Here is a 23,979-nt window from a genome sequence, read left to right on the forward strand (position 1 = left end):
AGGGAGGGCCGTCCCCACCCGCGACCAGAGGCCACCGGCCACCCGACATGTCCCAGAGAGTGTGCATCTCGCTCGACGCCATGGGCGGCGACCACGGCCCCACGACGGTGGTGCCGGGCGCCGCCATCGCCCGCGAGCGCCATCCCGAGATGACGTTCCTGATGTTCGGGGACGAGGCCATCTTGGCGCCCCTGGTGGCGGCGGAGCCGCGCCTGAAGGGCGCCGTCGAGATCCGCCACACCACGGTGGCGATCGCCATGGACGACAAGCCGAGCCAGGCGGTGCGCTCCGGGCGCGGCAAGTCCTCAATGTGGCGCGCCATCCAGGCGGTGAAGGACGGCGAGGCGGACGCGGCGGTCTCGGCGGGCAACACCGGCGCCCTGATGGCGATGTCGAAGATCTGCCTCAAGACCCTGGCGGGCATCGAGCGCCCAGCCATCGCGTGCCTCTGGCCCACCGTGCGGGGGGAGAGCGTGGTGCTGGACGTCGGCGCCACCATTGGCACCGATGCCGAGCACCTCGTCGAGATGGCGGTGATGGGCGCAGCCATGGCGCGGATCGTGTTCGACCTCGACCGGCCGACCGTGGGCCTCCTCAACGTCGGCACCGAGGAGATGAAGGGCAACGAGGCGGTGAAGGAAGCCGCCCGGACCCTGCGGGAGACCGACCTGCCGAACCTCGCCTATCACGGGTTCGTCGAGGGCAACGACCTCGGCAAGGGCACGGTGGACGTCGTGGTCACGGAAGGGTTCACCGGCAACATCGCCCTGAAGACCGCGGAGGGGACGGCCAAGCAGATCGGCAGCTACCTGCGCGCCGCCATGAGCCGGACGCTCTCGGCCAAGATCGGCTACTTCTTCGCCCGTCACGCCTTCAAGGCGCTGCGGGAGAAGATGAACCCGAGCCGGGCCAACGGGGGGGTGTTCCTCGGCCTCGAGGGTATCGTGATCAAGAGCCACGGCTCGGAGGACGCGCACGGTTTCGCGGCGGCCGTCGACCTCGCCCACGACATGGCCCGTCACGACCTCATGCGGACCATCCGCGACATGCTCGACCTGACGCCGGCGACCGCCTCGTCGTGAGTGGGGCGGGACGAAAGAAGGACGGCCCCATGACGGTCTTTTCCAGATGACGGTCCTCTCCCATCCGGTGCTGCGCTCGGTGGTGGTCGGCTGCGGCTCGGCCCTGCCGGCCCGCTGCGTGACGAACGATGAGCTCAGCCGCACCGTCGACACCTCCGACGACTGGATCGTGCAGCGCACCGGCATCCGCCAGCGCTACCTCGCCGACGCCAGCGAGACCACCTCAGTGCTGGGCACCCGCGCCGCCCGGGCCGCCCTCGACGCGGCGGGCCTCACCGCCGACGACATCGACCTGATCATCTGCGCGACCTCGACGCCGGACCACACCTTTCCCTCCACCGCCACCGAGATCCAGGCGGCACTCGGCATGCGCGGGGGCTTCGCCTTCGACGTGCAGGCGGTCTGCGCCGGCTTCGTCTACGCCGTTACCACCGCCGACAAATTCCTGAGCACGGGGAGCGCGAAACGCGCCCTCGTCATCGGTGCCGAGACTTTCTCGCGGATCCTCGATTGGGAGGACCGCACCACCTGCGTGCTGTTCGGCGACGGCGCCGGCGCCATCGTGCTGGAGGCGCAGGACGGGGCGGGCACGAGCGCCGACCGCGGCGTGCTCACCGCGAGCCTGCGCTCTGACGGGCGCCACCGCGACAAGCTCTACGTCGACGGCGGTCCAGGCTCGACCGGGACCACGGGCCACCTGCGCATGACCGGCAAGGAGGTGTTCCGCTTCGCGGTCGGCTCCGTGACCGACGTGATCGACGAGACTTTCCGGGCCTCCGGCACCACGGCCGACGACCTCGCCTGGTTCGTACCACACCAGGCCAACCGCCGGATCATCGAGGCGTCGGCCGACAAGCTCGGCATCGCCCGCGAGAAGGTGGTGCTCACCGTGGACCGGCACGGCAATACCTCGGCGGCCTCGATTCCCCTCGCCCTCGACGTCGCCTGCAAGGACGGGCGCATCCGGGCCGGCGACCTCGTCATGATCGAGGCGATCGGCGGGGGATTCACCTGGGGCGCGGCACTGATCCGCTGGTAGACCCTGCCGGCTTGGGGAGGCCGATCGACGGGGGTGATCCCCTCGGTAATGCCTACGCAGTGTTGACCCCGACCTGAACGCCGATTAGCGTGCGCGATCATAGAGATACTAAGAAAACTCGAATCGCCTTGGGGAATGTCGCATGACGGGAAAGACGGTCACACGCGCCGATTTGAGCGAGGCCGTCTACCAGCAGGTCGGCCTGTCGCGGACCGAGTCCTCCGCCCTCGTCGAGACCGTGCTCTCCGAGATCTGCGCCTGTCTCGCCAGCGGCGAGACGGTGAAGCTGTCCTCGTTCGGGTCCTTCGTGGTGCGCAGCAAGGGCCGCCGGGTCGGGCGCAATCCGAAGACCGGCGTCGAGGTCGCGATCGAACCGCGCCAGGTCATGGTCTTCAAGCCCTCGAACGTGCTGAAGGCGCGGATCAACGGCCTGAACGGCGCCGCCGAACACGACGACGATTGAGGCGCCCGATGTCCCTCGCGATCCGGACCGACGCGGTGACGCCCGACCCGGGCCCAGGGGCGGCGCCGGCGCGGGACGTGCCGGAAAAGAGCGCGGGTGCCTTTCGCACCATCAAGGAAGCCGCCGACGAACTCGACGTGCCCCAGCACGTCCTGCGCTTCTGGGAGACGCGCTTCAGCCAGATCCGCCCCGTCAAGCGCGCCGGCGGGCGCCGCTATTACCGACCCGAGGACGTCGACCTTCTGAAGGGCATCCGGCGCCTGCTGCACGGGCAGGGCTACACGATCAAGGGCGCCCAGCGCGTGCTGCGCGAGCGCGGCCTGCGCTTCGTGCAGTCGGTGGGGCGCGGCGAGGTCGAGGTGGCCGCCCCCTGCGCACAGGATGCGGAGAGCGTGACCGAAGCCCGGCCCGAGGGGGACGCACCGAGCCTCTCGGCGGAATCGCGGGTCGTGCTGGAGGACGCCCTCGACGACCTGCGGGCCTGCGCGGCCGCCATCGCGCGCCTGCGGGTGCCGCCGGAGCCGGCCGCCGAAGGCTGAGCGCCACCGGACCGCGCTTCGGCGGGGCCTGACCACTCGACGGGCGCATGCCCCATCCCCACATCCGCCGGACACGGGCCACGTCCGCCCCCTCCGGTGCGGGCCGCCCGATGTCATCGGAGTTCGTCCCGCATGTTGCTCGCCCGTTCCGCCACCCTCCTCGCCGCCGGCCTCCTCCTCACGGGGCCGGCCCTGGCCCAGACCACGGTCACGCGCAGCGAGACCGCCGCCAGCGGCAAGAGCGTGCGCCTCGTCATCGTGCCGAACCTGAAGAAGGACTGCTCGACGGGCCCGATGCCCGAAATCCGGGTGAACGGCGCCCCGAAGAACGGCTCGCTCATCACCAAGGTCGGCAAGCTCAAGACCCCGGCCAAGTTCCGCTGCCCCAACAAGGACGCGGCAGTGCAGGCGGTGTTCTACCAGAGCAAGGACGGCTTCACCGGCAGCGACGAGGTGACGGTGGACGTCAAGGATTCCGACGGCAACGTCCAGACCCAGACCATCAAGATCACGGTCGGCGCGGGCAAGCCGGACGCCAAGCCGGATGCGGCGAAGTCCGGCGCCACCGACCTCTGAGGCCCGGACGCCGAGCCCCTTCCGCCCCGAGGTCGCGAACCGGACCGGCGGCGGAAGGGGCGGCAAGGGGAGGGCTGCACGGGGAGGGCTGCCGGCGCCGGGTGTTGCACTGTGGCACGCATCACACGCCCAAATTTCGTCCGCATCGCGCTGCGACAAAACTGGGCCTGTCAGTTGCATCCAAGCCGAGACAGGATGAAGCTGTCGCTGTCGTGAGGGGATCGGAAAGCCTATGCCGTCGACGAACGACCTGTTCCAGAGCTTCGCCCGTGGCTACGAGGCGCGTCGCGATACGGAGATGAGCCTCTCCGAATATCTCGAGGCCTGCCGCGACGAACCGTTGATGTACGCCTCCGCCGCAGAGCGCATCCTCGAGGCGATCGGCAAACCCGAATTCGTGGACACCGCGAAGGACCCGCGCCTGGGGCGCGTGTTCATGAACCGTACCATCCGGATCTACCCCGCCTTCGCCGAATTCTACGGCATGGAGGAGACGATCGAGCGCATCGTCTCGTTCTTCCGCCACGCGGCGCAGGGGCTGGAGGAGCGCAAACAGATCCTCTACCTGCTCGGCCCGGTCGGCGGCGGCAAGTCCTCCCTGGCCGAGCGCCTCAAGGCCCTGATGGAGACACACCCCATCTACGTGCTCAAGGCCGGCAACGAGGTCTCGCCGGTCTTCGAGAGCCCCCTCGGACTGTTCGACCCCGAGACGATGGGGACCGAGATTCAGGAGCGCTACGGCATCCCACGGCGGCGCCTCACGGGGCTGATGAGCCCCTGGGCCCTGAAGCGCCTCGACGAGTTCAACGGCGACATCTCGAAGTTCAAGGTGATCAAGGTCCGGCCCTCGCGCCTGCGCCAGATCGCCATCGCCAAGACCGAGCCGGGCGACGAGAACAACCAGGACATCTCCAGCCTCGTCGGCAAGGTCGACATCCGGCGCCTGGAAACCCTCTCGCAGGCGGACCCCGACGCCTATTCCTACTCGGGCGGCCTCAACCGGGCGAACCAGGGCGTCCTCGAATTCGTCGAGATGTTCAAGGCGCCGATCAAAATGCTGCACCCCCTGCTCACCGCGACGCAGGAGGGCAACTACGTCGGCACCGAGAACATCGGCGCGATTCCCTTCACGGGCGTGATCCTGGCCCACTCGAACGAGTCCGAGTGGCAGACCTTCAAGACCAACAAGAACAACGAAGCCTTCATCGACCGCATCTACGTGATCAAGGTGCCGTACTGCCTGCGGGTGACCGAAGAACAGCGCATCTACGAGAAGCTGGTCTCGGGCTCCGAACTGTCCGACGCGTCCTGCGCGCCCGGCACGCTGGAGATGCTGGCCCGCTTCTCGGTGCTCTCGCGCCTGCGCGAGCACGCCAATTCCAACGCCTTTTCGAAGATGCGCGTCTACGACGGCGAATCCTTGCGCGAGGTCGATCCCCGCGCCCGCTCGATGCAGGAATACAAGGACGCCGCCGGCGTCGACGAGGGCATGGATGGGATCTCCACCCGCTTCGCCTTCAAGGTGATGGCGGCGACCTTCAACCACGACACCACGGAGGTTTCGGCCGATCCGGTCCACCTCATGTACGTGCTGGAGCAGGCCCTGCGGCGCGAACAGCTGCCGCCCGAGACCGAGAAGCGCTACCTGGAGTTCATCAAGACGGAACTGGCCCCGCGCTACGCGGAGTTCATCGGCCATGAGATCCAGAAAGCCTACCTCGAATCCTACCACGATTACGGCCAGAACCTGTTCGACCGCTACATCGACTACGCCGACGCCTGGATCGAGGACCAGGACTTCAAGGATTCCGAGACCGGCCAGCTCCTCAATCGCGAATTGCTGAACCAGGAACTCACCAAGATCGAGAAGCCGGCGGGCATCGCCAACCCGAAGGATTTTCGGAATGAGGTGGTGAAGTTCGCCCTGCGCTCCAGGGCGCAGCACGGTGGACGAAATCCATCGTGGACGAGTTACGAGAAGTTGCGCGAGGTCATCGAGCGGCGGATGTTCTCCCAGGTCGAGGAACTCCTGCCGGTGATCTCCTTCGGCTCGAAGAAGGACGGCGAGACCGAGAAGAAGCACGGCGAGTTCGTCGACCGGATGGTGGCCCGCGGCTACACCGAGCGGCAGGTCCGCCGGCTGGTCGAGTGGTACATGCGGGTGAAACAGGCCGGGTAGGGCGCGGAAAAGCCCATCCCACGGGTGAGGGGGCGGCCATTCCGGTGGCCGCCCCGGCCAGTCGATCCCACATCGATCTTGAGGGCGAAGGCGCACACACCGGATGCACATCGTCGACCGTCGTCTGAACCCCGGGGGCAAGAGCCTCGCGAACCGACAGCGCTTCCTGCGCCGCGTGAAGGACGTGGCCCAGCGCGCCGTGCGGGAATCCGCGCGGGAGAAGGACATCAAGGATCTCGGCAAGGACGGCCGCGTCTCGGTGCCGGCCGACGGGGTCCGCGAGCCGCGCTTCGCCCGCCAGTCCGGCACCGGACTGCACGACCACATCCTGCCCGGCAACAAGACCTACGTGGAGGGTGACCGCATCGAGCGTCCGCCCTCGGGCGGCGGCGGCAAGGGCTCGGGGGAGGGCGGAGAGGGCTCGGAGAACAGCGAGGACGCCTTTCGCTTCGTGCTCACCCGCGACGAATTCCTCGAACTCTTCCTCGAGGACCTCGAATTGCCCGATCTCGCCAAGCGCCGGCTCTCGGTGGTGGAGACGGAAGGCCTGCGCCGGGCCGGCTACACGATCTCGGGCTCGCCGGCCAACCTCGCCCTGACGCGAACCCTGCGCAATTCCATGTCGCGCCGCATCGCGCTGAAGCGGCCCAAGCCCGACGAGATCGCGGCGCTCGAAGCGCGCATCGCCGCGACGCCGTCCAGCGACCCCGACCTGCCGGAGTTGCTGCTGACGCTCTCGAGCCTGCGCGAGCGCACCAAGCGCATCCCCTACGTCGATCCCCTCGACCTGCGCTACCGCCGCTTCGAGACCTATCCGCGCCCCGTGGCACAGGCGGTGATGTTCTGCCTCATGGACGTCTCGGGCTCGATGACCGAGCACATGAAGGACCTCGCCAAGCGCTTCTACATCTTGCTGCACATCTTCCTGACCCGGCGCTACCGCCACGTGGAGATCGTCTTCATCCGCCACACCGACAAGGCGACGGAGGTGGACGAGGAGACGTTCTTCGGTTCTCGCGAGACCGGCGGCACCCTGGTCTCCTCGGCGCTCGTCGAGATGAAGCGCGTCATCGCCGAGCGCTACGACCCCAACGACTGGAACATCTACGCCGCGCAGGCCTCCGACGGCGACAACGTCTCCTCCGATGGGCCGACCTCGACGGAGTTGCTGCGCGCCCACATCCTGCCGGCCTGCCAGCACTTCGCCTACCTGGAGGTCGGCGACGAGAATGGCCCGCGGGCCGGCTTCGTCGAGCACCGCACCACCCTGTGGCGGACCTACGAGGGCCTGGCGAAGACGGGGGCGCCCATCGCCATGCGCAAGGTCAACCACCGCCGCGACATCTACCCGGTCTTCCGCGAATTGTTCGGGCGCAAGGACGCGCGGGCGGAAGCCGAGGCTTGAGCCCACGCGTCACGTCGGTGACAGCGCGGAGCACGGACCCTTCGAGGAAGGCGTAAATCGTATGGTCGGCAGCATCATCCGCCCCACGCCCCAACGGATCTCCGGGAGCCAGGAGCCGCTCTTCACGGGCAACGACTGGGACTTCGACACGATCCGGCGCATTCACGACGCCTGCGAGGCAGAGGCGCGGGACCTCGGCCTGTCCTGGTACCCGAACCAGATCGAGATCATCACCGCCGAGCAGATGCTCGACGCCTACGCGTCGATCGGCATGCCGCTGTTCTACAAGCATTGGTCCTTCGGCAAGCACTTCGCCCAGCACGAGGCCGGCTATCGGCGCGGCATGATGGGGCTGGCCTATGAGATCGTCATCAATTCGGACCCGTGCATCTCCTACATCATGGAGGAGAACACGGCTACGATGCAGACGCTTGTCATCGCGCACGCAGCCTTCGGCCACAACCACTTCTTCAAGAACAACTATCTGTTCAAGCAGTGGACCGACGCGGAAGGGATCCTCGACTATCTCGACTTCGCCAAGGGTTTCATCTCGCGCTGCGAGGAGCGCTACGGCCACGCCGCCGTCGAGGCGGTGCTCGACGCCGCACACGCGCTGATGAGCCAGGGCGTCCACCGATACCCGCGCAAGAAGCGGCCGGATCTGGCCTCCGAGCAGCGTCGCGAGCGCGAGCGCGCCGAGCACGGCGAGCAGATCTACAACGACCTCTGGCGCACCCTGCCGCAGAAGGTGGCCGGCGCCCGCCCCGACCTCGCCGCGGAGCGCCGCAAGGCCCTCCTCGAACTGCCCCAGGAGAACATCCTCTATTTCCTGGAGAAGGCGGCCCCCCGCCTGCGGCCGTGGCAGCGCGAGATCCTGCGCATCGTGCGCCTCGTGGCGCAGTACTTCTACCCGCAGCGCCAGACCAAGGTGATGAACGAGGGCTGCGCCACCTATTGCCACTACCGGATCATGAACGCCCTCTCCGAGAAGGGACTGATCGGCGAGGCCGCCTACCTCGAATTCCTGCAGTCGCATACCAACGTGGTGCGCCAGCCGAACTACAACGAGCGGGGCTACAACGGGCACAATCCCTACGCCATCGGCTTTGCCATGATGCAGGACATCGCCCGCATCGTGGAGCAGCCGACGCAGGAGGACCGGGCCTGGTTCCCCGAGATCGCCGGCACCGGCGACGCCATGGCCACCTTGCGGGACGTCTGGGCGAACTATCGCGACGAGAGCTTCATCGCGCAGTTCCTGTCGCCCAAGCTGATGCGCGAGATGCGCCTGTTCCACGTCGTCGACGATCCCGACGAGTCGGACCTCTACGTCGAGGCGATCCACGACGAGCGCGGCTACCGCAAGATGCGGCGCTCCTTCGCGCGCCAGTACGACGTCGCCTGGCTCGACCCGGACATCGAGGTGGTGGATGTGGACCTCACGGGCGACCGCCGCCTGATCGTGCATCACCGCGCGTTGAACCGCATCACCCTGCAGAAGGACGACGCCCGCCGGGTGCTCCAGCACCTCGCCGACCTCTGGGGCTACGATGCGGTGCTGAAGGAGATCGATCCGGCCAATGACGCGGTGCTGGCCGAGCACCATGCCACCGCGCGCCCGATCTTCTTCTGAGCGGATTTGTGAGCGGACCCGGATTGGCGCGGCGCCGGTCCGGGTTTAGCCTGCACCCATGACGAACGACGATCTTCGCGAATCCCGCGCCGCCCTCATTCTCCTGGCCCTCGCGGTCGGCTCCGTCCTGATCTTCGGAGCCGTGACCATCCTGATTCAGATCTGAGGCGCCGCGCGCTGTGCCTCAGTGGGTCCAGGGCGCGGTGCGGTTGAATTTGAAATTGTCGGAGTAGGACAGGCCCTTGCGCAGGATCGGCTTCTGCGGCTCCTCGACCCGGTAGGACAGGCCGGCCCGCGTGGCGTAGGCCACGGCCTCCTCGCGGGTCTCGAACTCCAGGTGGACCTGCTGGAGCATGTCGGACGAGCCGGTCCAACCCATCAACGGGTCGGTCTCGCGCGGCGCGGTCTGGTCGAATTCCAGCACCCAGGCCTTGGCGCGTGCGGTCCCGGACTGCGTCGGATCCTTGGCGGGCTGGTAGATGCGGGCGCTCGACATCGGGTCGTCCAACTCCAGGGCGTCTACGGCGAATGGATGGTCGGGGCGATAGGATTCGAACCTACGACCCTCTGGTCCCAAACCAGATGCGCTACCAGGCTGCGCTACACCCCGACACGCTTGCGCGTAGAGCGGACGTACGGTTTTGAGGCCCAAATGGCAACCGGCGCGACGCCGCAGAGGGAACAAATTCGGGACGCCGCCGTGCAGAGCTGAGGCGGCTACAGCGATCGCCGAGCGGCACCTGCGATTTACGAACACCACGTACGATCGGGACATCCAGGGCCGGTCGAGCACCGCGGTGCCGCCGGGGCTGTTCGGCCGGTGATCCTGTTGCCGTTCATGCGGTCGCGGACCCACAGCACGACTGATCTCCTTGGGCCGATGGGTCGAGAACGAAACGCATCCGATGAGACATCAACGAAGGCCGTCGCACCGTTGCGCCGGCAGACCTCGATGAGTCAGCCCCATCAAGGTCCGTATAAGCCGGTATCGCATCTTAATTGTCGCTCACAAAACTCTCGCTGCGCCTGATGCTCGAAGCAAGACTCGTCAACAGTGGAGAGTTTTGCGAGGCACTCTAATCGCGCGTCTGATTGGGATCGTAAGATTCGATGGTAACCCAATCCGGCCATGAAAAGGGCGCGGTTTGCCAAGGTTGGTTTTGTACAATGTTCATCACACGTGGAGACACCATGATGATGTCAGACTGCATGTAAACGCCATGATAGTAGCAAGGGTCGACAATATCCCAGATTTTAAAGCCGAATTCTGATAAATAAGTCAGGCGATCAAGAAATGTTGCTTGAGTGGCCTCAATAATTACGATATCGACCTCGTCAATGATACCGGTTGCACCCCTGAGAATTTCCATCTCAAGGCCATCGACATCAATCTTGAGAAGAAAAGGCCTTTGATCTTGTCGTGACTTGATCAACGTATCAAGGCGGGTTGTGGGGACAAACTCAGACGCCCCCTCCTCGACTAAGCTACTATGCGTAACCCAGGTCCCGCCGCCCAGAAATTTTTTGGCGATACCAGACACGCCGTCTTTATCAGATGCTGCGACAAGCATCAGCTCCGTATCAAGTCCTTCATAAGCCTTCCGGATGCCCTCATGATACTCCTCCACCGGCTCCAGCAACAACTGCTTCTTGTCACCGAATATCGTTTTTAGTTCGGTAGTTTCTATTTGTACGCCTACATCGATTACTGTGCCTATTTCAACCCCAAGATCCTTGAGGCACTGAAGCGCGCTGTCTTTAGACGGAAACCTCATCCCCAATCCTTTGAAGCTACGATTATTCCTACATAGGTGAATATGAGTACCCATCTATCATGTCAACGATTTCCCAATTCGATCCTTGAAAAAGCTTCGGCCAATTCCCGCTGATCAGCGCCCATGCGCCCACCGGCGCTTTCCGATGGACATGCTGGGCCAGGGCAGGGCGACAAGCTTGTTCCAGGCCTCACAGCATGGGCCGAGGATGGCCGTATGGGATTGGAAGATCCGATTGCCGAGCCAGTCGTCGCATCAGGTCCCGCCGGAGTTTCTCGACCGGGTTGCGTTTGGGCGGCCTCGCGTCCTGGATCGGCAGGCTGCGCGTCGACACGTTGGACAGTGAGATCAAGCGCGCGCGGAACGACATCCAGTGGGCGATCGGCCTGATGTTCGTGGTCCCGGTCGGGCTGCTGATCATTCTGCGGGTGTGGTCGTGAGGCGCGCGCAGCGGCCCGTTCGCCCGACCGGTCAGACAATGAAGATGATTCCGAGCTTGCGGCCGCGCCGCCAGACCACCTTGCAGCGGCGAGGCCGGACATAGGCGGTCATCGTCAGCGTGAACGCGTCCGGCACCGTCTGGCCGGCCTCGACCTCGATCTGGGCGCCCGTCTCGGACTGGTCCCAGACCAGGCAATCGATCTCGGCTGCCCCGGCCTCGGCCACGAGCGATCCGATCCGGAAGGCGTCTGCGCGCCGGGCCCCCCGCCGATTCTCCTCCACGGCTCTCTCCTCGATCAATCGATCGGAGCATTGGACGCGAACGATCTTAACGTTCTGCCGCCCCGAGGCGACGAAAGACCGACATTCCACCGGGGTTCGGCGCCTCGGCGCAATGGTCACCCACGATCGAGTGCACGCCACCGGAGCGAAACCTTCGCGCCCCGGCGCGGGCCGCGCCATCCGGCATCGAGCATCCAGCATCGTGCGGGATATCAGGTCCGGTACGATGCGTGAGGCACCTCCTCCCGCATCCTCACTTTCTAAAAGCCGGGGGCTACCTTTCGGGAAGATACTTTAGACTTGAAGGTCCACCACGCGGGGCTGTCCCGGGGATGCCGCCGCCCTGTCTGTACGGGCCGGTGCGGACGGCCGGTCGAGGGCGACGGTCACGATCTGCGGCTCGGTCTGATGGCGCCGCGCCGCGTCGTTGTGCGCCTGGTGCAGGATCTCGGTGGCACGGACGAGGCCTACCCGGTTCAGGGAGACGGTCAGGGTCACGGTCCGTGCTCCTTCGTCGGGGGGCGGCGATCTCAGGCCAGGATGTCGAGCACGCGGCGCTCGGATTCGAGGGAGGATTTCAGGATCGCGGTGTTCATGCCGATGGCCGCCTTGTCCTGGAGCATCTGGACGGCGGTGGTGGAAAGATCGACCCGGGTCGCTGCCGGCAGGCTCGTGCCGATCGCCGCGATCGCCTGAACGGACGCACCGTAGCGGTGGGTCGCGGCGGCGAGGCCGCCCTGGCTGGCTGTAATCGCGCCGATCATCCCGTCACCTCGTCCCAACGCCTCCAGGCAAGCACACCAGACCTGAACCGAGTGTTGTCCAATCGCGCGGCATTCGAGCGATCGGCGTGCGTGAGGGCAAGTTCTCCCCAAGCTTGACCCGGGGCGGCCCCGGCACCACGTCGGCCTTCGGCGTCACGGATTGACCCGATGTCCCGAGACGTGCGCCCCACGGAGAATCCGATGATCGATCTCTATTACTGGCCGACGCCGAACGGCCACAAGGTGACGATGCTCCTCGAAGAGGCGGGCCTCGACTACGCGATCAAGCCCGTGAACATCGGCAAGGGCGACCAGTTCAAGCCGGACTTCCTGGCGATCGCCCCCAACAACCGCATGCCAGCGATCGTCGACCATGCCCCGGCCGGCGGCGGAGCCCCGGTCTCGCTGTTCGAATCCGGCGCGATCCTCCTCTACCTCGCCGAGAAAACCGGGCGCTTCATCGCCCAGGACCTGGCCGGCCGCGCCGAGGTGCTGCAATGGCTGTTCTGGCAGATGGGCGGCCTCGGGCCCATGCTCGGCCAGAACCATCACTTCACCCAGTATGCGCCGGAGAAGGTGCCGTACGCCATCGACCGCTACGTCAAGGAGACGAACCGGCTCTACGGCGTCCTCGACCGGCGCCTCGTCGACCGGCCCTACGTCGCCGGCGCGGATTACTCGATCGCCGACATGGCCTGCTATCCGTGGATCGTGCCGTACGAGAAGCAGGGCCAGCGGCTCGAGGATTTCCCGAACCTCCAGCGCTGGTTCCACGCCATCGCCGAGCGCCCCGGCACGAAGGCGGCCTATGCCCGCGCCCCGGAGGTCAACCCGGATTTCGGGAAGACCATGAGCGAGGATGCCAAGAAGGTCATGTTCGGCCAGACCGCCGCGACGCGGGGCTGAACCCCTCAGCGCTTCAGGGTGTCGAGGGGCACCGGGGCGGCGTGCGGGCGGGTCGCCAGCATGCCGTCGATCAGCGCCAGCACCTCGGCCCGGCCGCAATTGGCGGCCGGTTCGAAGGGCGTCCAGGTCTGGGTGAAGTCGAGCTGGTCGAAGACGTCGCGGTAGCGCCGCAGTTCGTTCGTGGTCAGCGGCACCCCACGCACGAAGGCCTTGTGGGCCGAGATGGTCAGCGCCCGCCGAAAATCCCCCGGGTCGAGTTCGAACTTGAGGGCGTCGCCGCAGAACAGGATTTTTCGCGACCGGTCGAACAGGACGGCATGCCCGTCGAAGTGGCCGGCGGTGCGGTGCAGTTCGAGGCCGGGCAGGGGTTCCAGGAAATCGTCGTAGGGCCAAGAGACCTGCAGGGCAGCACTCCAGGTGAAGTCGGCCGCGGGCAAGCAGAGCTCCGGGTCGAAACGGTCCTGCAGCTGCACGAGGGCGCCGTAGGCATGCGGGTGCGAGGCGGAGAGGACCTGCATCCCGCCGAGGCCGGCGATGTGCTGGAGCGCCGCCTCGCTGAAGACCGGGCAAGCCTCGAAGCCCATGTTCCCGGCAGGCGTCTGGATCAGGTAGGCGCTCGGGCCGATGCCCGAGACGGGATCGTTCCAGAACCGCCAGATTCCGGGCTCCAGTTCCTCCCAGTGGCAGGGAAAGCGCGCCTGTGCCTCGCGCTCGGTCCAGAACTGCCAGCCCTTCTGCGGCACTACGTGGCGGGCGTCGAGGCACATCGGGCAGGCGGCGGGGGGCTCGAAATGGCGCTGCCAGAAGCCGCAATTGTCACAGGTGTAGGCGGGCAGGTCGAGGGCGCCGGCGAAGGGCAGGTATCCGGGAGACACTGGGCGTTGCTCGCGTTGGCGGCGTCGGCCGCGGGTAGCCTCGGACTGAGGCGAGCGCATATAGGCGCGGGGCGCCTGCCGGCCATACGGCCGCGCCCCTGAACGAACCCGGAGGATCATGCCCGTCCCGAGCCTCGCCTTCGACCTGACCCGGCTGATCACCCGCCTGCGGCATGCCAGCCCGAGCGGGATCGACCGGGTCGATCTCGCCTATGCCCGGCACGTCCTGGGCCAGGACGGAGACCGGTTCGGCTTCGTCTCCACGGCCCTCGGGCCCCGGGTGCTCGCGCGGGCGGAGGCGGTCGCGATCGTCGAGGCCGTGGCGGCCGGCTGGGTCGAGGATCGCGACGCGACACAGGATCCGGTCTATCGGCGCCTGGCGGCGGCCCTCGGGTCGGAACCGGAGCCCGGCGCGCCGCCGGCCGGCCCCGATCGCGGCCGCGTCGGGGATCGGCGGCGGGTGCAGGCCCGGACCGCGGCCACGACCCTGCGCGCGCGCGGCCCCGAGATCCTGCCGCACGGCACGGTCTACCTGCACACCTCGCACCTGCGCCTCGACAAGCCCGGCCGCTTCGACTGGCTCTACGACCGCCGCGACATCCGCCCCGTCTTCTTCGTCCACGACCTGATCCCGATCGACTACCCGGAATACGGGCGCCCGGGCGAGGCGGAGCGCCACCGTATCCGCATGGAGACGATCGCGCGCCACGCCGCGCACGTGCTGGTCAATTCCGCGGATGTCGGCGCGCGCTTCCTCGCGTTCTGCGCGGCGAACGGCCTCCCGGCGAGGCCCGTGAGCGTGGCGCTGCTGGGCGTGGAACCGGTCTTCCGTCCCCCCGGGGAAGGGCCCGCCTTCATGCCGCGCAAACCCACCTTCGTCGTCTGCGGCACGATCGAGCCGCGCAAGAACCACCTCGCGCTCCTCAATCTCTGGCGCGATCTGGCGTCGCGGCACGGGTCCGCCACGCCCCGCCTCGTCCTCGTCGGCCGGCGCGGCTGGGAAGCCGAGAACGTCATCGACATGCTGGAGCGCTGCCCCGCCATACACGCGCATGTGAGCGAGGTGAGCGGCCTGTCGAGCCATGGCCTCGCAGCTCTGCTGCGCTCGGCCACCGCCCTGCTGATGCCCTCCTTCGCGGAAGGCTACGGCCTGCCCGTGATCGAGGCCGCCGCGTCCGGTCTTCCCGTCGTCGCTTCCGACCTCGCGGTCCACCGGGAGATCGGCGCGACCTTCGCCCATTTCCTCGATCCCCTCGACGGGCCGGGCTGGCGCCGGGCGGTGGAGGACCTCGCGGAACCCTGCTCCGCCCTTCGCCAGGCACTCAAGGGGCGGCTGACCGGCCACGAGGTCCCGAGCTGGACGAATCACTTCGCGACGGTTGACATGGCCCTGCAACGGGCACGTTGTGCCGCTGACGCCTGACGATTATGAATAAGCGTCAGCGTCGTGCCGCCCGTCCGGCAGATCGCGCGTGGAGAATCCGTACATGAAGGTTGTTGGCCTCGACCGGGATACGATCAAGGCCGGCCTCGCCGACCGCTCGTTGCTGGTGATCGACGTGCGCGAGCCCCATGAATTCGCGCAAGGGCACATCCCCGGCGCGGTCCCGCATCCGCTCTCCACCTTCGACACCGGCGCGGTCGCCGAGCTGATCGCGCGGGACGGCCGCCGGCCCGTCTTCTCCTGCATGTCCGGCGTCCGCTCCGTCCATGCCCTGGCGGCCGCCCAGAATGCCGGGCTGCCGATCGAGGAGCATTACGCGGGCGGCTTCAAGGACTGGGCCGGCTCCGGCGAGCCCGTCGAAAACTGAATGCCCATAAATTCCGACGCTCACGTGGACCATGTGTGGCAGCGCACGACATGCCGCGGCGCGGACCTCTAGCTGGCGCATCGTAGGGAATAACCATATGCGTATGCGCTCGACATTGAACGTCCTTCCAGCCCTCGTCGTGGTGGCAGCGCTGTTCGCGTCTCCCGTCCTGGCTCAGGCGCCCGGCGGGCCTCCGCCGAAGGTCACCACCGCCAAGCCGGTGGTCCGCGAGATCGTCGAGACCGACACCTATACGGGCCGTTTCGACCCGGTCGACATCGTCGATGTGCGCGCCCGCGTCACCGGCTACCTCGAGAAGCTGAACTTCACGGACGGCGCCACGGTGAAGAAGGGCGACCTGCTCTTCGTCATCGACCGGCGGCCCTACAAGGCGGCCCTCGACCAGGCGCAGGCGGCCCTGGTTTCCGCCAAGGCCCGCCTGAACTTCTCGCAGACCGACCTCGACCGCGCCCAGACGCTGAGCAAGTCGGGCAACATCTCCGAGCAGGTCACCGACCAGCGCCGGCAGGCCTCGCAGACCGCGCAGGCCGATGTCGACAGCGCCGACGCGCAGCTGCGCCAGGCGCAGCTGAACTACGACTTCACCGAGGTGAAGGCCCCGATCTCCGGCCGCATCAGCCGGCGCCTGGTCACCGAGGGCAACATCGTCATCACCGACCAGACCCTGCTGACGACGATCGTCTCCCTGGATCCGATCTACTTCGGCTTCACCGTCGATGAGCGCTCGTTCCTGAAGTACCAGGGCAGCCTCGGCATCGGCATGGGCGAGACGCAGAAGGGCAAGGGGGTCCCGATCCGGATCGCGCTCACCGGCGAGGCCAAGCCCACCCGCAAGGGCACCCTCGACTTCGTGGACAACCGGGTCGACAACGCCACCGGCACGGTGCTGCTGCGCGCCACGGTGGAGAACCCCGACGGGTTCATCAAACCCGGCCTGTTCGGCGTCGTCGCGCTGCCGGCCACCAAGCCCTACCAGGGCATATTGCTGCCCGACGAGGCGGTTTCGGCCAACCAGGACAAGCGCATCGTCTACGTCGTGGCCGACGACGGCACGGTGGCGCTGCGCGAGGTCAAGCTCGGCCCGAAGGTCGACGGCTACCGGGTCATCCGCGAGGGCCTGAAGGGCGACGAGAACGTGGTGGTGAACGGCGTCAGCCGCGTACGCCCCGGCGCGAAGGTGACGGCGGAAGCCTCGACCCTGCCGCCCAGCAAGACCTGACCCGGTCCTGAGACGAGACACCCCCGGCCGATCGCGGGCGGGGAGCGGCGATAGAGACCGCGGACGAAGAAACGGTGCCGCCTCGGACCCGCGCATGCGGGCCGCGCGCGGCGAGAGGTTCAAGCGATGCGTTTTGCCCACTTCTTCGTCGATCGACCGATCTTCGCGTCGGTCACGTCGATCGTCTTCCTCATCCTCGGCTACGTCGCCTACCTGTCCCTGCCGGTGGCGCAGTACCCCGAGATCGTGCCGCCGACCGTGACGGTGCGCGCGAGCTTCCCCGGCGCCAACGCCGAGACGGTGGCGGCCACCATCGCGACGCCGATCGAGCAGGAGGTCAACGGCGTCGACAACATGCTCTACATGACGTCGTTGTCGACCAACGACGGCAACATGCTGCTCACCGTGACCTTCAAGGTCGGCACCAATCTCGATATCGCCAACGTCCTCGTACAGAACCGCCTCTCGGTGGCCCAGCCGCGCCTGCCGCCGGACGTGCGCAACCTCGGCGTCACCGTGCGCAAGGCTTCGCCGGACCTGATGCTGGTGGTGCACCTGCTCTCGCCGAAGAAGACCTACGACCAGAACTACCTCGCCAACTACATCTACCTGAATATCCGCGACGAACTCCTGCGCCTCGACGGCGTCGGCGACATCACCATCTTCGGCGGCAACGAGTACGCCGAGCGCGTCTGGCTCGACCCGAACAAGCTCGCCGCCTACGGGCTGACCACCTCCGACGTCATCTCGTCCCTGTCCGAGCAGAACGTGCAGGTGGCGGCCGGCGCCCTGAACTCGCCGCCGGCCGCGACGGGTCAGGCCTTCCAGCTCATCGTGCAGTCGCAGGGCCGCTTCCAGAGCCCCGAGGAATTCGCCGACGTCATCGTGAAGGCCTCGGACGGGCGCCTCGTGCGGGTCAAGGACGTCGCCCGCGTCGAGATGGGCCAGAAGGACTACACGACGAACTCGTTCCTCAACGACACGCCCGCCATCGGCATCGGCGCCTTCCAGCGCCCGGGCACCAACGCCCTCGACGCCGCCGCGTCGGTGCGCAAGGTGATGGACAACCTCAAGAAGAACTTCCCGCCCGACATCGAGTACCGCATCGCCTACAACCCGACCGAGTTCATCGAGGAATCGATCCAAGAGGTCTACAAGACCCTGTTCGAGGCCGTCGGCCTCGTGGTCATCGTGGTGCTGGTCTTCCTCCAGAGCTGGCGCACCGCGCTCATCCCGGTGATCGCGATTCCGGTGTCGCTGGTCGGCACCTTCGCGGCCATGTCGGCCTTCGGGTTCTCGCTCAACAACCTGACCCTGTTCGGGCTCGTGCTCGCCATCGGCATCGTGGTCGACGACGCCATCGTGGTGGTGGAGAACGTCGAGCGCAACATGGCCGAGGGCCTCTCCCCCGGCGACGCCGCGCACAAGACCATGGACGAGGTCGGCGGCGCTGTCATCGCCATCGCGCTGGTGCTCTCGGCGGTGTTCATCCCCACCGCCTTCATCCCCGGCATTACCGGCCAGTTCTACAAGCAGTTCGCGCTCACCATCGCGGCCTCGACCATCATCTCGATGTTCAACTCGCTGACGCTGTCGCCGGCGCTCTGCAAGCTGCTCCTCAAGCCCCACCACGCGCACGCCAAGCCGAAGTTCTTCCTCTTCCGCTTCGTCGCCTGGCTCGCCGACATGTTCAACAAGGGCTTCGACTGGCTCTCGAACACCTATGGGCGGATCATCTACGGCCTGACCAACTACGCGGTCGGGCTGATCGCGATGCTGCTCGTCTATGCCGGCGTCATCGCCGCCACCCTCCACCTCGTCCAGACGACGCCCACGGGCTTCATCCCGGACCAGGACCAGGGCTACCTCATCGGCGTGGTGCAGCTGCCCTCCGGCGCCTCCCTCGACCGCACCACGGAGGTGGTGAACCGGGCCGCGGCGCTCGCCCGCAAGATCGACGGTGTCACGAACACCGTCATCATCGCGGGCTTCGACGGCGCGACCTTCACCAACACCACCAACTCGGGCGTGATGTTCATCACCCTGGCCGGCGCCAAGGAGCGCGCGGTCCACGGACGCAGCGCGGCCGTCATCACCGGCGACGTGATCAAGGCCACCGCCGACATCCAGGAAGCCCGCGTCATCGTCATCCCGCCGCCGCCCGTGCGTGGCCTCGGCCAGGGCGGCGGCTTCAAGATGCAGATCGAGAGCCGGCAATCGTCGGCCATCGGCCCGCTGCTCGGTGCCGTCGGCGAGGTGCTGGGCAAGGCCAACCAGAGCAACGACGTGCAGCGGGTGTTCACCACCTTCGGCAACGACACGCCGCAGCTCTACCTCGACATCGACCGCACCGTGGCGCGCATGCTCAACGTGCCGCTGGCCAACGTCTTCTCGACGGTGCAGACGGCGCTCGGCGGCGCCTACGTCAACGACTTCAACACGCTGGGCCGCATCTACCAGGTCCGCGTGCAGGGCGACGCGCAGTTCCGCGTCTCGAAGCAGGACATCGAGCAGTTGAAGGTCCGCTCCTCCACCGGCGCCCTGGTGCCGATGGGGACCCTCGCCACGATCCGCGAGATCACCGGCCCGCAGATCGTCCAGCGCTTCAACCTGTACTATTCGGTGCCGGTCCAGGGCACGGCGAAGCCCGGCATCTCCACCGGTCAGGCGCTGGATGCCATGGAGGCCATCGCCAAGGACGCTCTGCCGGACGGCTACGCCTACGATTGGACCGAGATCGCGTTCCAGCAGAAGGCGGCGGGCAACACCGCGATCTACGTCTTCGCGCTGGGCGTGCTTCTCGTCTTCCTCGTGCTCGCCGCGCAGTACGAATCCTGGGCGCTGCCGCTCGCGATCCTGCTGGTGGTCCCCACCGGCGTGCTCGCGGCGCTGTTCGGCGTGCAGTTGCGAGGCCAGGACAACAACATCCTGACCCAGATCGGCCTGATCGTGCTCATCGGTCTGGCAGCCAAGAACGCCATCCTGATCGTGGAGTTCGCGCACCAGTTGGAGGAAACCGAACGGAAGGGCCCCGTGGCCGCCGCCGTCGAGGCCTGCCGCCTGCGCCTGCGCCCGATCCTGATGACGGCCTTCGCCTTCATCCTCGGCACGGTGCCCCTGGTGATCGCCACCGGCCCCGGCGCCGAGATGCGCCAGGCGCTCGGCACCGCCGTCTGCTTCGGCATGATCGGCGCCACGGTGTTCGGCCTCTTCCTCACCCCGGTCTTCTACGTGGTGATCCGGAACTTCCTGATCTGGCTCGCCAAGAAACGCGGCAAGGACCCGCACAACACGACGCCGGACAAGCACGACCCGCACGCGGCGCCTTCGCACGCGTGAACGCCCCGAGCCCGGATGCGGATCACCGCATCCGGGCTTCGCATTGGTGGCCTCTGGTTCGGGTCAGGTCGATCCTGCGCGTACAGCGCGCGGTTTTCATCGCCTGGACGCCAGGAGCGCGCAGCCTCGCGAAACGACGGCTTGGACCTTTCGCTCATTGTTTGGAGCCGGCTCGGACGACCGATAGGCCTACAGGAACGCCCTCAGGACAATCCGTTCGCGACGATGGTCCGGCGCATGTCGAGCTGCGTCATGACCAACCCCGCGAGGGCCTGCAGGCATTCGCGCTGCTCTTCGGTCAGCCCGTCGGGACGCGGCTCGGTGTCGATGACGCAGAGCGATCCGAGGCCGTGTCCGTTCGAGGCGATGAGGGGGGCTCCGGCGTAGAAGCGGATGTGCGGTGCACCGGCGACCAGCGGATTGGCCCGGGTGCGGGCATCGCGGGTGAGGTCGGGGATCACGAGCATGTCGCGCCTGCCCAGGACGTGCCGGCAGACCGAAGCATCGAGATCCGTCCCGCGATCGGCGAATCCGGAGCGCGCCTTGAACCATTGGCGTCCCTCGCCGACCAGGCTCACCAGCGCCACGGGCGCCGCGCAGACGGCGCGCGCCAGCAGGACGATGCCGTCGAAGCCGGGTTCGGGCGGTGTGTCGAGGATGGCGTACCCGCCGAGCGTGGAGAGCCGCTCGGGATTCTCCGCGGCGGTCTCCGCGTACTGCGTCATCGGGTCCGTTCCTGTGGGTCGGTGATCGGGGGTGAGGCGCCGATGACCCGGCGCAGGACCCGGCCGACCTGTGCCGCGGAATAGGGTTTGTGAAGCAGTTCGAAGCCGTGGCTGTCCTCGCGTGCCAGGACATGGCTGTAGCCGGAGGCCAGGACCACCGGCAGGGCGGGGATGCGGAGGCGCAACGTGGTGGCGAGCGCGATGCCGCCCATGCCGGGCATGACGACGTCGGAGAACACGGCCCGGAAACCGGCCCCGTCTGCCCCGAGGCGTTCGAGCGCCTCTTCCGCGTTCACGACCCACTCGGGCGCGTATCCGAGGTCCTCAAGGATCTGCGAGCAGAAGCCTCCGACCTCCAGGTTGTCCTCCACGAGCAGGATGCGCTGGCCGAGGCCCGCCGGTGACAGGCCGGCATCGGGGTCGGCGGCCGCTGCCTCCGCGGGCTCGGACGAGACCTCCGGGAGGTAAAGGGTGAAAATCGTGCCTCTGCCGACTTCGCTCGCCACGTCGACGTCGCCGCCGGACTGCTTGGCGAACCCGAATACCTGGCTGAGGCCGAGCCCCGTGCCGCGGCCGACATCCTTGGTCGTGAAGAACGGCTCGAAGATGCGCCCGAGCACGTCCGGGGGGATGCCCGAGCCGGTGTCTGCGAGCGAGACCGTGGCGAACGGCCCCCGCGATCCGGCATGGCCCCTGATCATCGGCATGGATTGTCCGGCCGAGACCCGCATCGTCAGCGTCCCGCTGCCATCCATGGCATCGCGGGCGTTGACGGCGATGTTCACCAGGGCCGTCTCGAACTGGTTGAGGTCGGCGCGCACCAGGGTGGGCCGATCCGATGCCTCGACCCTGACGCGGATGCGCGCGCCGGTGATGGTGTCGAGCATCTCGGCCACGCCGCGCAGGCGCTCGCCGACCTCGAACACCTCGGGCTTCAGCGACTGCCGGCGCGCGAATGCCAGGAGCTGTCCGGTGAGCTTGGCGGCGCGGTCGACCGTGTCGGAGACGGCGTCCATGTACCGCTTGCGACGCTCCTCAGGCAGGTCCGGGCGGCGTAGGAAATCGACGGACGAGCGGATGATGGTCAGCAGGTTGTTGAAGTCGTGCGCCACGCCGCCGGTCAACTGGCCGACGGCTTCGAGCTTCTGCGATTGCCGCAGGTCCTGCTCCATCCGCTCGCGCTCGGCCGCCTCGGCGACGAGCCGGGCGTTCGCCTCGGCGAGTTCGGCGGTCCGAGCCGCCACCTGGCCTTCGAGGGAAGCCCCCGCCTCCCGCAGGAGGGCGGCCTGGGCCTCGAGTTCCGCGTGGAGGGCCACGACGCCCCTGTTCGTCTCGGCGAGTTCCCGATTCAGGCGCTCGGCCTCCTCCTGGCGCTCGGCGAGTTCGGCGAGGCTGCGCAGAAGGTCGCGATTCTGCTCGCGGAGCGCGGTCGCCGGCTTGTCCGTCCGAGCACGGGCGACCTCCTCGGTCAGGGTCGCCAACCCGCGGCCGGTGAAGGTCTGGGAGCCGAACGGCAGCCGCATCCCGAACGTGACCACCGTGCCTTGGCCGACGATGGACTCGATCTCGAAACGGTCCATCAGCCGGCGCGATCCGGTGATGCCGATGCCGAGCCCGGTGGTCGAGCGGTAGCGCCCCTCCAGGATGGTATCCAGGTTGGGAATGCCCGGTCCCCGGTCGAGGATGCGGATCACCAGGACCTGGCCGCCAGCCGCCGCGTCGAGGCCGTACTCGACCCGTCCGCCGCCGGCGTAGCCGTAGGCGTTGCGTGCGATCTCCGACACCGCCGTAGCGATCCGGGTCTGGTCCTGGACGCCGAACCCCAGGCGCTCCGCCAGGCCGCGCACGCGCTGACGCACCGCGATGATGTCATCCTCGTGCTCGATCAGGCTTGCGAGGAGCGGCCATCTCATGCCGCGTCTCCCCGCACGACGAGCACGGTGGCGTCGTCGCGGGCACGGGCGAAGTCGCGGAAGATCACCCCGGCCACCAGCGTCGGATGCGCCGCGGCGAGACCCGGATGGGCGTCGATGGACCATCCGGTCGCGATGCCGTCGGAGCAGAGCACGAACAGGTCCCGCGCCTGCATCGGATACTCGAATTCCCGAATGCGCCGCGCCGCGTGGCCAGCCGTCCCGGCGAGGCTGACCGTTCGCTTGGTCGCCGTGCCGGACACGACGGCCCCCAGGACGTTGCCGATGCCCGCGAGCGCGATGGTCGCCTGATTCCGTGCGTAGCGCGCCACGGAGACCGCACCGCCCCTGGTATGGGAAAGGCCTGCATGGATGGCGGCGAGGATCGCGGCGGGCGGCTCGTCCTGATGGCGACGAAACAGCCTGAGGGCCTCCTCGGAAGCCTTGGCGGCCTCGGGTCCGTGGCCGAGCCCGTCCGCCACGACAACGGTCCAGCCGTCGGCGCGCTCACGCACGGCGTAGGCATCGCCGTTGGCGGTCTCGCCCTTGAGCGGCACCGTCACGGCCCCGAAGGCCGGCATCGCGTCCGAGGCAGCCGGCCGGTCGCCGGAGAGGCGTGCGAGCACCGCCGTGCCGAGGCCCGGTCGGGACACGATGTCGAAGGCGTCGGAGAGGCGGCGTACGGCGCCCAAACCCTCGCCGGCGCTGCCGCCGGTGGAATGCCCGTCGCGCAGGGCCAAGCCGAGGTCGAGGAAGCCCGCGCCCTTGTCGAGGACGAGGATCTCGACTCCCGAGCCGGTCTCGTCCTCGTAGATGCCCACCAGAACCTCGCCCGGCACGCCGTACTTCACGACGTTCGTGGCGAGTTCGGTGACGACCAGGGCGACCCTGCCTGCCGCGGTCGCGTCGAAGCCTATGGCTTGCGCGTTGGCCACCGCCCTCCGCCGCGCCTCGGCCACCTGGCTCGCTTCCGTGACGGTGATCCGCTCCAT

Annotated in this window: 23 protein-coding genes and 1 tRNA gene; 14 read left to right on the plus strand and 10 right to left on the minus strand. The window is 67.5% G+C overall.

All coding sequences use genetic code 11. From position 1 onward, the window contains the following. Positions 1–47 precede the first annotated feature (47 nt). From plsX to MKK58_RS21920, 8 genes are all read left to right on the plus strand, one after another. Positions 48–1,082: a phosphate acyltransferase PlsX gene (gene plsX / locus MKK58_RS21885; protein ID WP_243914753.1), complete on the plus strand. Its 1,035-nt coding sequence runs from the start codon at positions 48–50 to the stop codon at positions 1,080–1,082. Between the two features lie 46 nt (positions 1,083–1,128). After that, positions 1,129–2,121 (plus strand): beta-ketoacyl-ACP synthase III, encoded by a 993-nt coding sequence (locus tag MKK58_RS21890; RefSeq protein WP_243914755.1) that lies wholly within the window; start codon positions 1,129–1,131, stop codon positions 2,119–2,121. 142 nt (positions 2,122–2,263) lie between these two features. Further along, positions 2,264–2,584 carry an integration host factor subunit alpha gene (locus tag MKK58_RS21895; protein ID WP_238278323.1) on the plus strand — a complete coding sequence of 107 codons (321 nt, stop codon included), beginning with the start codon at positions 2,264–2,266 and terminating at the stop codon, positions 2,582–2,584. Positions 2,585–2,592: 8 nt separating this feature from the next. Then, positions 2,593–3,123, plus strand: coding sequence for a MerR family transcriptional regulator (locus MKK58_RS21900; protein ID WP_243914756.1), 531 nt, complete (start codon positions 2,593–2,595; stop codon positions 3,121–3,123). 132 nt (positions 3,124–3,255) lie between these two features. Beyond that, positions 3,256–3,699 (plus strand): 4-aminobutyrate aminotransferase, encoded by a 444-nt coding sequence (locus tag MKK58_RS21905; protein WP_243914757.1) that lies wholly within the window; start codon positions 3,256–3,258, stop codon positions 3,697–3,699. 232 nt (positions 3,700–3,931) lie between these two features. After that, positions 3,932–5,878, plus strand: a complete 1,947-nt coding sequence (locus tag MKK58_RS21910) for a PrkA family serine protein kinase (protein WP_243914758.1) — start codon at positions 3,932–3,934, stop codon at positions 5,876–5,878. Positions 5,879–5,981: 103 nt separating this feature from the next. Continuing rightward, a complete protein-coding gene (locus MKK58_RS21915; protein ID WP_243914759.1) occupies positions 5,982–7,283 on the plus strand; it encodes a YeaH/YhbH family protein in 1,302 nt (433 codons plus the stop codon). Between the two features lie 61 nt (positions 7,284–7,344). Next, a complete protein-coding gene (locus tag MKK58_RS21920) occupies positions 7,345–8,916 on the plus strand; it encodes a SpoVR family protein (protein ID WP_243914760.1) in 1,572 nt (523 codons plus the stop codon). 184 nt (positions 8,917–9,100) lie between these two features. Here the strand turns inward: MKK58_RS21920 and MKK58_RS21925 are convergent, their stop codons facing one another. From MKK58_RS21925 to MKK58_RS21935, 3 genes are all read right to left on the minus strand, one after another. Further along, the gene (locus MKK58_RS21925) at positions 9,101–9,412 is read right to left on the minus strand and encodes an ETC complex I subunit (protein WP_055950667.1); all 312 of its coding nucleotides are present in this window, start codon (positions 9,410–9,412) and stop codon (positions 9,101–9,103) included. A 37-nt stretch (positions 9,413–9,449) separates the two neighbouring features. Further along, positions 9,450–9,526, minus strand: a tRNA-Pro gene (locus MKK58_RS21930). 466 nt (positions 9,527–9,992) lie between these two features. Further along, on the minus strand, positions 9,993–10,691 hold the full coding sequence (locus tag MKK58_RS21935; protein ID WP_243914761.1) for an FkbM family methyltransferase: 699 nt from the start codon (positions 10,689–10,691) through the stop codon (positions 9,993–9,995). A 290-nt stretch (positions 10,692–10,981) separates the two neighbouring features. Between MKK58_RS21935 and MKK58_RS21940 the strand changes: the two genes are divergently transcribed. Then, on the plus strand, positions 10,982–11,131 hold the full coding sequence (locus tag MKK58_RS21940) for a hypothetical protein (protein WP_243914762.1): 150 nt from the start codon (positions 10,982–10,984) through the stop codon (positions 11,129–11,131). A 31-nt stretch (positions 11,132–11,162) separates the two neighbouring features. Here the strand turns inward: MKK58_RS21940 and MKK58_RS21945 are convergent, their stop codons facing one another. The 3 genes from MKK58_RS21945 to MKK58_RS21955 all read right to left on the minus strand — a co-directional run bounded on the left by MKK58_RS21945 (position 11,163) and on the right by MKK58_RS21955 (position 12,178). Further along, a complete protein-coding gene (locus MKK58_RS21945) occupies positions 11,163–11,414 on the minus strand; it encodes a pilus assembly protein PilZ (protein WP_243914764.1) in 252 nt (83 codons plus the stop codon). Between the two features lie 294 nt (positions 11,415–11,708). Beyond that, entirely contained in the window at positions 11,709–11,912 is a 204-nt protein-coding gene (locus tag MKK58_RS21950) for a hypothetical protein (protein WP_243914766.1), read from the minus strand. Between the two features lie 32 nt (positions 11,913–11,944). After that, complete coding sequence (locus MKK58_RS21955) at positions 11,945–12,178, minus strand: hypothetical protein (RefSeq protein ID WP_243914768.1); 234 nt, start codon at positions 12,176–12,178, stop codon at positions 11,945–11,947. 201 nt (positions 12,179–12,379) lie between these two features. On the opposite strand from MKK58_RS21955, the gene MKK58_RS21960 reads away from it, so the two are divergent. Next, positions 12,380–13,084 (plus strand): glutathione binding-like protein, encoded by a 705-nt coding sequence (locus tag MKK58_RS21960; RefSeq protein ID WP_243914770.1) that lies wholly within the window; start codon positions 12,380–12,382, stop codon positions 13,082–13,084. Between the two features lie 5 nt (positions 13,085–13,089). On the opposite strand, the gene MKK58_RS21965 is transcribed toward MKK58_RS21960, so the two are convergent. Further along, complete coding sequence (locus MKK58_RS21965) at positions 13,090–13,959, minus strand: MBL fold metallo-hydrolase (RefSeq protein ID WP_243914772.1); 870 nt, start codon at positions 13,957–13,959, stop codon at positions 13,090–13,092. 118 nt (positions 13,960–14,077) lie between these two features. On the opposite strand from MKK58_RS21965, the gene MKK58_RS21970 reads away from it, so the two are divergent. The 4 genes from MKK58_RS21970 to MKK58_RS21985 all read left to right on the plus strand — a co-directional run bounded on the left by MKK58_RS21970 (position 14,078) and on the right by MKK58_RS21985 (position 20,349). After that, positions 14,078–15,382, plus strand: a complete 1,305-nt coding sequence (locus MKK58_RS21970; RefSeq protein WP_243914774.1) for a glycosyltransferase family 4 protein — start codon at positions 14,078–14,080, stop codon at positions 15,380–15,382. 64 nt (positions 15,383–15,446) lie between these two features. Further along, a complete protein-coding gene (locus tag MKK58_RS21975; RefSeq protein ID WP_243914776.1) occupies positions 15,447–15,770 on the plus strand; it encodes a rhodanese-like domain-containing protein in 324 nt (107 codons plus the stop codon). 97 nt (positions 15,771–15,867) lie between these two features. Further along, positions 15,868–17,010, plus strand: coding sequence for an efflux RND transporter periplasmic adaptor subunit (locus MKK58_RS21980; RefSeq protein WP_243914778.1), 1,143 nt, complete (start codon positions 15,868–15,870; stop codon positions 17,008–17,010). Between the two features lie 126 nt (positions 17,011–17,136). Further along, positions 17,137–20,349: an efflux RND transporter permease subunit gene (locus MKK58_RS21985; RefSeq protein WP_243914781.1), complete on the plus strand. Its 3,213-nt coding sequence runs from the start codon at positions 17,137–17,139 to the stop codon at positions 20,347–20,349. 203 nt (positions 20,350–20,552) lie between these two features. On the opposite strand, the gene MKK58_RS21990 is transcribed toward MKK58_RS21985, so the two are convergent. From MKK58_RS21990 to MKK58_RS22000, 3 genes are read right to left on the minus strand one after another with little or no spacing between them, the layout of a single operon-like run. Continuing rightward, positions 20,553–21,074, minus strand: coding sequence for a GAF domain-containing protein (locus MKK58_RS21990; protein WP_243914788.1), 522 nt, complete (start codon positions 21,072–21,074; stop codon positions 20,553–20,555). Beyond that, a complete protein-coding gene (locus tag MKK58_RS21995; RefSeq protein WP_243914790.1) occupies positions 21,071–22,987 on the minus strand; it encodes an ATP-binding protein in 1,917 nt (638 codons plus the stop codon). The genes MKK58_RS21990 and MKK58_RS21995 overlap by 4 nt, the downstream gene beginning before the upstream one ends. After that, complete coding sequence (locus tag MKK58_RS22000) at positions 22,984–23,979, minus strand: ATP-binding protein (RefSeq protein ID WP_243914791.1); 996 nt, start codon at positions 23,977–23,979, stop codon at positions 22,984–22,986. The genes MKK58_RS21995 and MKK58_RS22000 overlap by 4 nt, the downstream gene beginning before the upstream one ends.

The sequence above is a fragment of the Methylobacterium sp. J-078 genome (genome assembly GCF_022829285.1).
In the GTDB taxonomy this organism is placed as follows: Bacteria; Pseudomonadota; Alphaproteobacteria; order Rhizobiales; family Beijerinckiaceae; genus Methylobacterium.